The organism is Rhodopirellula maiorica SM1, assembly GCF_000346295.1.
In the GTDB taxonomy this organism is placed as follows: Bacteria; Planctomycetota; Planctomycetia; order Pirellulales; family Pirellulaceae; genus Novipirellula; species Novipirellula maiorica.
In genome coordinates, this window is the sequence record NZ_ANOG01000886.1 from 1 (window position 1) to 11,363 (window position 11,363).

An 11,363-nucleotide genomic window follows, 5' to 3' on the forward strand; every position below is an offset into this window, starting at 1 on the left:
TTTGGATAAAGCAAACCGAAGCGTTTTCGTCGATCTGTTTCAATCTGGTGAAATAACGCTGAGCAACGGCTTCGGGTTCATCAAAGGGCACCGTGAACGAAAACGTGCTACCCTCGCCGACCGTGCTGATCAAAGACATTTGCCCGAGATTCAAATCGACCAACTCTTTGGCGATGTTTAGCCCCAGTCCGAAGCCCTTGGTCGAACTCAGTAGTTGAGTGTTGGATTGGCGAAACCGTGAAAAGATTTGTTCTCGTTGCTCGGGGGCGATCCCAGGCCCTGAATCTTGGACAGCAAAGGTGACTTCGCGATCGTGAGAGGAACTGGTGATTCGAATCACGATCGAGTCGCCTGAACTCGAGAATTTGATGGCGTTGACGATCAAATTGATCAGCGTTCGTGACACCTTTTCTGCATCGCAAAAGATCGGGGTTTCCGCTTCGTCGGCTTGGAAATTAATCGTAATTCCACGCAGCGACGCGCGTTGTTGCAATCCCGAAAGAATTCGATTCACAATTTGAGCCGAATCGCAGGTCTCGCGGTTCGCAGCGAGAAGCCCGGATTCGTGGCGGCTAATGTCCAACATGTCGTCGACGATGTTGTTCAAGTCGTCGACGCGATCTTCGATCACTCGCAGCATCCGGCACTGTTCGTCGCTGACGTCGCCCACGGCACCGTCAGCGATCAGGCTGGCATATTGTTTGACCACGCACAGTGGCGTTCGAAATTCATGCGAAACATTGTTGACGAATTTTTGTGACGAGTCGTGCAGTCGTTCGAGTCGTTCGTTTTTTGTCTTCAGCTGGGCGGACTGAGTCTCCAGTACGACCTTTTGCTTCTGAATCGCCGCCACTAATCGCTTGATCTCTTCACGCTGCTTGATTCGCTCGATGCTTTGCCGGATACAGCGGTGGACTGTTGTGGGAGTGATCTCGCCTTTACATAAAAAACTCTCAGCACCCTTGGATACTGCGTCGATGTAGAGCTGTTCTTGGTCTTGACCCGAAAGCACGATGATCGCGGTGTGGTCGAACATTCCGCTCAACTTTTGTACCGATGCAAGACCGCGAGAATCGGGCAAATTTAAGTCGGTCAGGATCACACGAAAGTCGATTTTCTGAGCGAGTTGAATGCCTTCGGCGAGCGATTCGGCGCGATGAAACTCATATTCGCCTTGCGATTTGCGAAGGGTGATCTGCAAATGAGTTGCGTCCCCATCGTCGTCTTCGATCATCAAGATCCGGATCGCTGCGCTGTCAGTCATCGAGAGCCCTGTTGCTTTTTTAGTTTTTATCGACGAGCCAACGGATTCACCCCCAAGCAGCCTGTCGCCATTGATGCTGAACCCTATAGCGCCATTAGCGTTTTTCTGCCAAAAACGAGAAAAACGTCGCTTTCGGGTAGACGTAAAAATAGCCGCAAGAAGTGCGTTGCAAAGAGGTTACGTCCATGACCGGCCGCCATCAGCGTTGGGGAAATGAACGGGTCATACGGGTTGCCCCGGGGGGCGAGTTGGTTGCGATGTTGCTGTGGAATAAAGGGACAGCCGGAATAAGGGGCAGCGATGAAATGCAGCAGTGAAATGCAGGAGGGCTACCGCAGAGAGCCGGTGCGGGCGGGGACGATAGGCTAATCGTTGCTAGAGCCCTCCGCCGTTGCGATTAGGAACCCTAATTCATGAAACCGATGAATCCATCGGGCGTACGACGCGAATCGTAAGCTAGAAACTACTAGGTCGCAGCGGATTTGCCGTCGCGATTTGATTCGCATTTACGTGAGAAGCAAAGGCAACCACCAGCGTGAAAACCATCTTAGTGATCGAGGACGATGAAGCGGATCAACTGCTTCATGAGGTCGTGATCAAGCGAACGCGACCTGACATCAAGATTCTCAAAGCGTTTGATGGTCGCGAAGCGCTTGAAATGTTGGCGACGATTGACCCGATGCCGCAATTGATTTTGTTGGACATCAACATGCCGGTGATGAACGGGTATGAGTTCTTAGAGCTCTATTCAAAGCGTGACGACCATACGATTCCGGTTATCGCGGTGCTGACCACTTCGGATCATGAATTTGACAAGGAACAAATGGCGAAGTTCCCCGTCGTCAAAGATTATCTGGTCAAGCCGCTTCAGCCTTCGAACATGCAAGCGTTGCAGGATTCGGTCACTCAAAAAAGAACCGCAATGCCGCTTTAAATCAGCGAGCACCGCGGTTTATCGTTTTTGTTTCAAAACACACTAGCCGCCACCGACAAGGGTGACGACTTCGACATCATCGCCCTCATTCACTATCGTCGACGCATAGTCTTCGCGAGCGACAACGTCCGCGTTGACTTCGACTGCGAGATAGTTCGGCGGTACGTCGACGGTCTCCAGCAGTTGCTGAACACTCATCGACGATTCGATTTCGACGCTTTCGCCGTTGACAGTGATTTGAATCATGTTAACCGTCAAAGGCGGCGTCAAACGCGACGTTGCTGGGGCTGAAGTCAAGCTTCTTGGTGAAGGCACACGCTTCCTTGGCACCAAAGGTTCGCTCCATTCCCGAATCTTCCCATTCGATCGAAAGCGGACCTTCGTAATTGATTTCGTTCAGAGCGCGAATGATCTCTTCAAAGTTCACGCCGCCTCGTCCTGGGCTACGGAAATCCCAACCGCGTCGTGAATCACCAAAATTCAGGTGACTGCAATTGATACCGCTGCGACCATCTAGCGTCACAATCGCGTCTTTGATGTGAACGTGATAGATGCGGTCGGGGAAAGTACGAATGAATTGCACCGGATCAATCCCTTGCCAAATCAGGTGGCTGGGATCGAAATTGAATCCGAATTCTTTGCGATGATCGAGTGCTTCGAGTGCACGTGCTGCCGTGTGGATGTCGAATGCAATTTCGGTAGGATGCACTTCCAAAGCAAAGTTCACACCACATTCGCCAAACACGTCCAAGATCGGATTGAAACGCTCCGCCAGCAAGGCGAAACCGTCATCGATCATGCTCGGAGGAACCGGTGGGAACGAATACAGCAGGTGCCAAATGCTGCTGCCGGTGAAACCGTTCACCACGTCGACGCCGAATTTCTGTGCCGCGCGTGCGGTGTTCTTTAATTCTTCGATAGCGCGTTCGTTTACGCCCGCTGGATCGCCATCACCCCATACGTATTCGGGCAGAATCGATTTGTGGCGCGCGTCGATGGTGTCCAGCACCGCTTGGCCGACCAAGTGGGCGCTGATTGCGTGGCATTGCAGCCCCGCGTCGTCGAGCAATTTGCGGTGTTTGTCGCAGTAATCGTCTTCGGCGATCGCACGGTCGACTTCGAAATGGTCCCCCCAGCACGCCAGTTCGATCCCGTCATAACCGAATTCCGCGGTCATGCGGGTCATTTCTGCAATCGGCAAGTCGGCCCATTGGCCGGTAAAAAGCGTAACGGGTCGAGCCATCGCGAAAAATCTCCGTGAGAAGGTTGGGGAGTTCGTATTGAATTCGTTTTGATCTGCGGCAGCGGATTTTTAGAGAAATCCGTCGCCCCCCATTGTGCGCTTGGGTGGCGGATGACCGCAACCATCCCAAGTCACGAAGCGGGCGGCTAACCACAGTTAAACTTCGCTCCATCAACCCTTCGCTTATCAACCTTCAAAGGCGAGTCGGCGGGCTTGCGTCTTCAAATCCGCGTGCAGTCGCTGAGCGGCTCTTGTTTGTTCCGCCAAATCGATGGTCGCCGCCTGGCGTTCGAGGCGAAATTGCCGTTCGCGGTGTTCTTGAATCGCTGCCCGAGCGTTCAATTGGGCTTCGCGAGCATCGAGGTCGGATTCCCAACGCTGCAGCCGTTCGATCAGATCGGCAGCCTGAAGCCCCAGCCACTGTTCAGCGAGCGGGGGGCCGGGGGGGGTCGACGACGAGGTGTTGGGATGTTTTAACGACACCGCGGACGCATCGTTTGACTCGGCAGCCACGTCGTGTGCCGAGTCAACACGATAGTTCGCGAAAAATTCACCACGCGAATGCCTCGCTCGCGGCGCCGCCTGGGGATTGCCGAAACGCACGCTGCTATCAGCCGAGTTGCCATCAGCCAAATTGCGACCGAGTCGAACGCGATCGACTTGATTTAGCTTCTCGATTCGTTTCCAGCGGTACGAAGGCATGGGGATGTGCAGGTTTCGTCGTGGTTACGGCGTCAGTAAAGGCAGCAATTCGGCTGCGGTGGCCCAATAATTGCAAACCCCTATTCCAATGGTTCGGAAATCGATGCCGGTCGACTGCATCGATCTGAACTCACCAGATAAAATGAACGAGTCAGTAGTGTGGTCGATACCGGTTATTCCGGTGGAATCGCCTACCACCCTTTTGCTGCCCAATTCCCCAGGACGAGTCTCCACCCATGATGCGACTGTTTGCAGGTCTATTTTGTTTTACCGCGACGTTTTCCACCGTGATTTCCCCGGTTTTGGCCGATGCACCGCTGGATGCCAAGATTCAGCGCTCGGCGGCTAAAGGAATTGAATTCCTGAAAAATCGAGGGCAAGCCGACGATGGATCCTTTAGCGGCGAGACCGGTGCTGCCGTCACAGCCCTTTGCGTCAACGCAATTCTTCAGCATCGGCCACAAGCGATCAATGATCCGATGATCGAAAAGGCGCTGGCGTATATTTCATCGAAATTTCAATCCGATGGTGGAATTTACGCCACCGGATCGTCGCACCAGAACTATGAAACTTCGGTAGCCATCGGAGCACTGGTGCGGGCGAACACGGATGGGCGTTATGACAGCGCACTCAAACGCGCCGAAACCTTTTTGAAGGGATTGCAATGGGATGAGGGCGAAGGCGTCGAATCGTCCGACCCCAGCTACGGCGGTGCCGGCTATGGAAAGCACAAGCGACCGGACCTTTCGAACACTTCGTTTTTCATCGATGCGCTTCGCGACCTCGGGAATGAAGCCGACGACGAATCGTTGCAGAAAGCGTTAAAGTTTGTCGTTCGTTCGCAGAATCTGGCCAACGAAGGCAATGACACTCCGCACGCGGACGAAGTCAACGATGGCGGATTCTATTACACCCCTGCCGCCGGTGGCGAAAGCCAAGCGGGCGAAGCCGAAGGGGGCGGGCTGCGAAGCTATGGCTCGATGACCTACGCGGGGCTGAAGAGCATGATCTATGCAGGCGTCTCTGCCGATGACCCTCGCGTGTTGGCCGCCATGGAGTTCATCCGCAAGCACTATTCGCTCGATTCGAACCCGGGAATGGGCCAAGCTGGGCTGTATTACTATTACCATACGTTTGCCAAAGCACTCGATGCCGCCAATGTCGACGTGCTGGATGACGCTTCGGGAACGCCACACCCTTGGCGAGAAGAGTTGGTCAATCATTTGATTGCCGAGCAGCAACCCGATGGGTCGTGGGTCAATAAGCAGAGCGAGCGTTGGATGGAAGGGGATCGACAACTCGTCACCGCCTATGCCCTGCTCGCGTTGGCCTATTGCCGCGAATAAAGCCGCTTGGGGTTGATTCGTCGCCCCGAGTCACCCATGCGGCGACCGAAAGTCTTTTGCCTCCGCCATCGCGGCCCTGCGATGGCGGTTTGTTTTCCATAGCCGGCGTCGCCGTGGTGATGGAAGGTGACAGTGATGATAGGTAGCAGTAATCGAAGGGGATGGGCAAGCGGATCGCCAAAATCGTCGTCTACTCGACACCCCGGATGGTTTGTTGATAATCGCGGGCTAATTAGCTCGTAGAATCACCAATTCATTTTTTCGGGAACTGAGAATAGGCCATGGCGAAAAAGACAATCGATCAAGTCGACGTAGCGGGTAAGAACGTTTTGATGCGAGTCGACTTCAATGTCCCGCTCGACGAGAACCAACAAATCACTGACGATCGCCGCATTCGCATGGCGCTACCGAGCATCAAAAGCGTGATCGATCGCGGCGGCCGCGTGATCTTGATGAGCCATTTGGGACGCCCCGCAGGCAAGGGCGACGATGCCAAATTCAGCTTGGAACCTGCGGCAAAACAATTGGCCGTGTTGTTGGACAAACCTGTCGCCTTCGCCACTGACACCGTCGGCGACGATGCGACCAGCAAAGCGGGCAAGCTTGCCGATGGGGACGTGCTTGTTCTGGAAAACCTGCGTTTCAATCCAGGCGAAAAGAAGGGCGACAGCGAATTCGCGGGCAAGCTTGCTGCGATGGCCGATGTTTACTGCAACGACGCGTTCGGCACGTGCCACCGCAAAGATGCATCGATGGTCGCAGTGCCCGAAGCGATGGCCGGCAAGCCTCGCGTGGTGGGCCACTTGGTCGCCAAAGAGATCGCCTACCTGACCGATGCAATCAGCAACCCCAATCGTCCGTTTGTTGCCATCCTGGGCGGTGCCAAGGTTAGCGACAAGATCAATGTGATCAACAATTTGCTCGGTATCTGTGACACCGTCTTGATCGGGGGTGCAATGGCTTACACCTTCTCGTTGGCACAAGGCGGTAAGGTCGGCAACAGTTTGGTCGAGAAAGACAAAGTTGATTTGGCAAAAGAACTGTTGGCCAAGGGGGGCGATAAGTTGCAACTGCCCGTCGATACCCATTGTGGCGACGATTTTGGCAACATCGCTGGCTGTAACAAAAAGGTCGTTGCCGCAGGCGAAATCCCTGACGACATGGAAGGACTCGATATTGGCCCTGAGACCGCAAAGATCTATGCCGATATCATCAAGAATGCGAAAACGGTGGTCTGGAACGGCCCGATGGGCGTGTTCGAAAAACCACCGATGGACGCCGGCACCAAAGCCGTTGCGCAAGCGGTCGCCGACAGCGATTCAACTAGCATCATCGGAGGCGGAGATAGCGCCGCAGCGGTCGATCAACTTGGGTTCGCCGACCAAGTCAGCCACGTCAGCACCGGGGGCGGGGCCAGCCTCGCGATGCTCGAAGGCGAACGCTTTGCCGCCGTCGATCTGCTCGACGAAGCGTAAGCGGAAAAGAGAGGGGAAGGAAAAAGTGGGGAGACACGGAGAGGGGGAGAAGAGGAGCAAGTAAAGAAAAGCCAATCTCCCCCACTCCCAGCTCCCAGTTCCCCATCTTTCATCTCACTCAAACTCCCAGAATGTAATGACTGCTGAAGACGAACGCTTGACTCAGTCCCAACGTCGCGAGCAGAACTGGCATCGATGGGGGCCGTATTTGTCCGAGCGGCAATGGGGGACGGTTCGCGAGGATTACAGCGAAGGAGGCGATGCAACGTGGAGCTATTTTCCGCACGATCATGCTCGCAGCCGCGCCTATCGCTGGGGCGAAGACGGATTGCTGGGCATCTGTGACCGCCAATGCCGGCTATGCTTTTCCGTCGGTTTGTGGAACGGACGTGATCCGATTCTCAAAGAGCGATTGTTCGGGGTCACCGGCCCCGAAGGCAATCACGGCGAAGACGTCAAAGAGTGCTACTATTATCTCGATAGCACGCCGACGCACAGCTACATGAAGGCGTTGTACAAATACCCGCAAAGTCGATTCCCGTACGAGGAATTGGTCGATGTGTCGCGTGCACGTAGCCGGATGGACGACGAATACGAGCTGACCGATACCGCGGCCTTTGCCGATTCCCGTTACTTTGACGTGGTTGCCGAATACGCCAAAAACGATCCCAACGATCTGTTGATTCGTTTGACGATTACCAATCGAGGACCGCAGTCCGCGGTGCTGCACGCGCTGCCACAACTCTTTTTTCGTAATACATGGACATGGCAATGTACGGACGAAGGCTGTACGACGCGGCCGTCAATGCGGTTGGCTGACAATGTCGTGCAAACGCATCACGAATCGCTCGATCGATTCTGGTTCGCTTGCGATGCGATGGATGACTCGGGCGATTGGGTTTGGTTATTCACCGATAACGAAACAAACAAAGTCCGTCATCCCCATCTGCCAAGTGAAAGTCAGTTCTACAAAGACGGGCTCAATGACTTCGTCGTCCTCGGCAATACCGAAGCGGTCAATCCAGACCAACGTGGTACCAAGGTCGGGGCGTACGGGTTGTTGATGTTGCCCGCAGGAGGATCGCGAGAAATCCGTCTGCGGTTGGCGCACGTCGATTCGCCAATCATCAAAGACACCGCTGCGGGCGACACCAAGACGTATTCCAAAGTAGCGTTTGGCGATTCCTTTGACGACTGTTTCCAACAACGCGTCGACGAGGCGGACGAGTTTTATGCTTCACGTATTCCGGCATCCTTGAGCAGCGATCGCAATTTGATCATGCGGCAATCGTACGCCGGATTGCTGTGGACAAAACAGTTCTATCACTACGTGGTCAACACTTGGTTGGATGGCGATCCGAACGGCGTCAAAGCGACTGAGATACGGAAGTTGGGCCGCAACAGCGATTGGCGGCATCTGTTCAATCGTGATGTGATCTCGATGCCCGATAAATGGGAATACCCTTGGTACGCCGCCTGGGACTTGGCGTTTCACATGGTGCCGATGGCGCACTTGGATACGCACTTTGCCAAAGAGCAGATGATTCTGTTTTTGCGTGAGTGGTACATGCATCCGAGCGGGCAAATTCCCGCCTACGAATGGCAGCTCGGCGATGTCAATCCGCCCGTACACGCCTGGGGCGTTTGGCAGGTTTACAAAGCGTCTGGCCCGCCTCAGAAGCGTGACAAAGAATTCTTGGCGCGGGCTTTTCAAAAACTGTTGATCAACTTCACGTGGTGGGTGAACCGTAAAGATCCGCGAGGCAAGAACATCTTTGCCGGTGGATTTTTGGGACTTGATAACATCGGAGTTTTCGATCGCAGCAAACCGCTGCCACAAGGCCATCTCGAACAAGCCGATGGAACGGCGTGGATGGCATTTTATTGCGGCACGATGTTGCGAATGGCCATCGAATTGGCCGAAGATGAAATCGCCTACGGTGACATGGCCAGCAAATTCTTTGAGCACTATGTCGCAATCGCCGAAGCCATGAACTCGATGGACGGCAGTGGGCTGTGGGATAACGACGATGGCTTCTACTACGACCATCTGTATGTCGATGGCAAATCAATTCCAATTCGCGTCCGCTCGCTCGTCGGATTGCTGCCACTGATGACTGGCGTGATCCTCGAAGAACCGATCATCGAGAAGTTGCCTGGTTTCAAACGCCGGATGCTTTGGTTCCTGCGTAATCGCAACGACCTCAGTCAACACATGACGTACATGGAACGCGAGGACGCCAAACTTGGGAAACCTTGCAACCGTTTGCTGGCGATTCCGTCGGAGGATCGTTTTCGTCATTTGATCACGGTGATGCTTGATGAAAACGAATTTTTGTCCCCGTTTGGAATTCGCAGCCTGTCCGCCGCGCATCGCGATCAGCCCTTTGTCTTTGACTTCGGTGGCCAACATCACGAGGTCCGTTATTTGCCCGGCGAAAGCGACAGCGGGATGTTTGGTGGAAATAGCAATTGGCGAGGCCCGATTTGGTTCCCCACCAATTTCTTGCTGATCCAAGCACTCAAACGTTACTATGTTTTCTACGGCGATGATTTCAAAGTCGAATGCCCCACCGGCAGCGGCGTGATGATGACGCTGATGGAAGTTGCTCGTGAATTGGAACGTCGTCTGATCTCGATTTTCGAAGTGGACGATAACGGGGCGCGACCATCGCACGGCAAGGTCCAACAATATGCGGACGACCCTGCCTGGAAAGACTTGGTGCTGTTCTATGAGTACTTCCACGCCGACGAGGGGACCGGTTTAGGTGCCAGCCACCAAACCGGATGGACTGCGTTGATCGCCACGATCCTAAGAAGCCACGGCGCCGCAGCGCACTAAAGTCGCTGATCGCTCCGCGATCATAGCGATAAATCGCAGGAGACGTCGCCTTCTAAGTCGTAGGCCCTAAGTCGTAGGCCGGAACACAGCGGAGCGGAGATCTGGCAGGGCGGTGGTTACGAGTTCGCGATCACTTTCGCCTCCGCCGGATCGGCGTCGCTACCGCGACTTGATCCGGCCTACGATGCTGCTCGATCCACTACCCCAACGCTACTGCGCGGTTTCGCCCATCGCGGTGATCACGATGTTGCGGCCACCCGCATGATCGCGGTGCTCGCACAGATAGATGCCCTGCCAAGTGCCAAGTTGTAGCCGCCCATCGGTAATCGGGATCATCACGCTTGCGCCCATCATCGAAGCTTTCACGTGTGCCGGCATATCATCAGGCCCTTCGATCGTGTGAATGTAGGGCAGCGACTCAGGCACGGCGTGGTTCATTGCCGTTTCAAAATCGACGCGGACATCGGGATCCGCATTCTCGTTGATCGTCAACGATGCGCTGGTGTGTTGGATGAACACTTGCATCCATCCCATTTTCAGTGAGCTCAGTTCGGGGACCGCATCGACGACCTTGTCGGTAATCAAATGAAAGCCTCGGCTCATGGCGGGAAGCCGCCGTTGTTTTTGTATCCACATGGTGATCTCTTGGTGAGTGCAATAGGGCAGTCAGAAATGTCGAGAACTGAAAATATATTTTTCAATTATTTTTGCGTCGGAAGCGAAGCGAATGCAGTCTGGGGTGCTCGTCGGCCCAAAATGGCGGTCTTGTGTGCCCGTGATCGTTGGGAAAATGCCAGTCGAGGATGAAGTCGCCTTCGGGGTGGATCAATGTGGGAGTATCCCCCCTTGACAAAGTCAGAGTGTCGCTTGGGGGGGATTCGTTAGTCCATTGGGTTGAGGTGAGTTTTGCGGTAATTACGAAAGGAGTGGACGTCGTCATCGTCGCTGGAGTGTGTGAGTTCACATAGGCTGCTTTCATAGTTAACACAATTTTCTTGACACTGAGGTAATCGCGTCAATAATCTCCTCGTGCAACAGCTGTAGCCATTTGGATTCACGGCCGAATCAGATAACGAATTAGATAGCGGGACACTCGTAGGAATGGGTGTCTTGCTCATGGAGTAGAAAACGAACAATGAGTCATTGCAAGAACGTATTTGAAGCCATCTTGCGTTATGGGCACGACGAGGACTTCGTCCCGAACAAGGACGACAATTTTGAGCCGACTGACGCTCCTGCTGGCAGCCAAGAAAAAATCGAAGTGCTGCGTAAACGCGTCGAGCTAGGTCAACCTCTTTGGCACACCACTGACCGCGTCGATTACAGCGGTTTGACCGGTGCGATTCGCCCACGCGAGTAAGATTTTTGTGGGCTCCCCCGCAATCCCAACAAGCTAAATGCGACCCAGATACCCTCGCCAGGAACCGTTCCTGGCGAGGGTATTTTTTTGTGAACTCATCGTGGTAATGTATTTTGTCAGACGACGGGGCAGTGCGTTTGAAGCGGATCAGACGTAATATGGCCGCTCTTTGGCTACAGAAACACGAGATACGAGAC

10 protein-coding genes are annotated in these 11,363 nt (G+C 54.2%); 5 read left to right on the forward strand and 5 right to left on the reverse strand.

The annotated features are described in order from the left end of the window. On the reverse strand, window positions 1-1,264 hold a 1,264-nt coding region (locus RMSM_RS28220), incomplete at its 3' end, for a hybrid sensor histidine kinase/response regulator (RefSeq protein WP_008705187.1). A 535-nt stretch (window positions 1,265-1,799) separates the two neighbouring features. Between RMSM_RS28220 and RMSM_RS28225 the strand changes: the two genes are divergently transcribed. Further along, window positions 1,800-2,198, forward strand: coding sequence for a response regulator (locus RMSM_RS28225; protein WP_008705188.1), 399 nt, complete (start codon window positions 1,800-1,802; stop codon window positions 2,196-2,198). A gap of 42 nt (window positions 2,199-2,240) precedes the next feature. On the opposite strand, the gene thiS is transcribed toward RMSM_RS28225, so the two are convergent. The 3 genes from thiS to RMSM_RS28240 all read right to left on the reverse strand — a co-directional run bounded on the left by thiS (window position 2,241) and on the right by RMSM_RS28240 (window position 4,143). Continuing rightward, complete coding sequence (gene thiS, locus RMSM_RS28230) at window positions 2,241-2,444, reverse strand: sulfur carrier protein ThiS (protein ID WP_008705191.1); 204 nt, start codon at window positions 2,442-2,444, stop codon at window positions 2,241-2,243. Window position 2,445: 1 nt separating this feature from the next. Then, on the reverse strand, window positions 2,446-3,441 hold the full coding sequence (locus RMSM_RS28235; protein WP_008705193.1) for a sugar phosphate isomerase/epimerase family protein: 996 nt from the start codon (window positions 3,439-3,441) through the stop codon (window positions 2,446-2,448). Between the two features lie 186 nt (window positions 3,442-3,627). Continuing rightward, window positions 3,628-4,143: a hypothetical protein gene (locus RMSM_RS28240; protein WP_008705194.1), complete on the reverse strand. Its 516-nt coding sequence runs from the start codon at window positions 4,141-4,143 to the stop codon at window positions 3,628-3,630. A gap of 236 nt (window positions 4,144-4,379) precedes the next feature. On the opposite strand from RMSM_RS28240, the gene RMSM_RS28245 reads away from it, so the two are divergent. The 3 genes from RMSM_RS28245 (at window position 4,380) to RMSM_RS28255 (ending at window position 9,806) form a co-directional block, all read left to right on the forward strand. Then, complete coding sequence (locus RMSM_RS28245; RefSeq protein ID WP_008705199.1) at window positions 4,380-5,489, forward strand: prenyltransferase/squalene oxidase repeat-containing protein; 1,110 nt, start codon at window positions 4,380-4,382, stop codon at window positions 5,487-5,489. A gap of 281 nt (window positions 5,490-5,770) precedes the next feature. Next, on the forward strand, window positions 5,771-6,964 hold the full coding sequence (locus tag RMSM_RS28250; RefSeq protein WP_008705203.1) for a phosphoglycerate kinase: 1,194 nt from the start codon (window positions 5,771-5,773) through the stop codon (window positions 6,962-6,964). Between the two features lie 136 nt (window positions 6,965-7,100). After that, the gene (locus RMSM_RS28255; protein ID WP_008705205.1) at window positions 7,101-9,806 is read left to right on the forward strand and encodes an MGH1-like glycoside hydrolase domain-containing protein; all 2,706 of its coding nucleotides are present in this window, start codon (window positions 7,101-7,103) and stop codon (window positions 9,804-9,806) included. 210 nt (window positions 9,807-10,016) lie between these two features. Here the strand turns inward: RMSM_RS28255 and RMSM_RS28260 are convergent, their stop codons facing one another. After that, window positions 10,017-10,448, reverse strand: a complete 432-nt coding sequence (locus tag RMSM_RS28260; RefSeq protein WP_040769775.1) for a secondary thiamine-phosphate synthase enzyme YjbQ — start codon at window positions 10,446-10,448, stop codon at window positions 10,017-10,019. Window positions 10,449-10,941: 493 nt separating this feature from the next. Here RMSM_RS28260 and RMSM_RS28265 point away from each other — a divergent pair, with 493 nt between their 5' ends. Beyond that, window positions 10,942-11,166, forward strand: a complete 225-nt coding sequence (locus RMSM_RS28265; protein WP_008705212.1) for a hypothetical protein — start codon at window positions 10,942-10,944, stop codon at window positions 11,164-11,166. Window positions 11,167-11,363: the final 197 nt, after the last annotated feature.

Bases quoted from the DNA above. Each gene is read 5' to 3' on its own strand.
- thiS (WP_008705191.1), bottom strand. From the start codon at position 2,444: ATGATTCAAATCACTGTCAACGGCGAAAGCGTCGAAATCGAATCGTCG.
- RMSM_RS28245 (WP_008705199.1), top strand. From the start codon at position 4,380: ATGATGCGACTGTTTGCAGGTCTATTTTGTTTTACCGCGACGTTTTCC.
- RMSM_RS28240 (WP_008705194.1), bottom strand. From the start codon at position 4,143: ATGCCTTCGTACCGCTGGAAACGAATCGAGAAGCTAAATCAAGTCGAT.
- RMSM_RS28235 (WP_008705193.1), bottom strand. From the start codon at position 3,441: ATGGCTCGACCCGTTACGCTTTTTACCGGCCAATGGGCCGACTTGCCG.
- RMSM_RS28265 (WP_008705212.1), top strand. From the start codon at position 10,942: ATGAGTCATTGCAAGAACGTATTTGAAGCCATCTTGCGTTATGGGCAC.
- RMSM_RS28250 (WP_008705203.1), top strand. From the start codon at position 5,771: ATGGCGAAAAAGACAATCGATCAAGTCGACGTAGCGGGTAAGAACGTT.
- RMSM_RS28255 (WP_008705205.1), top strand. From the start codon at position 7,101: ATGACTGCTGAAGACGAACGCTTGACTCAGTCCCAACGTCGCGAGCAG.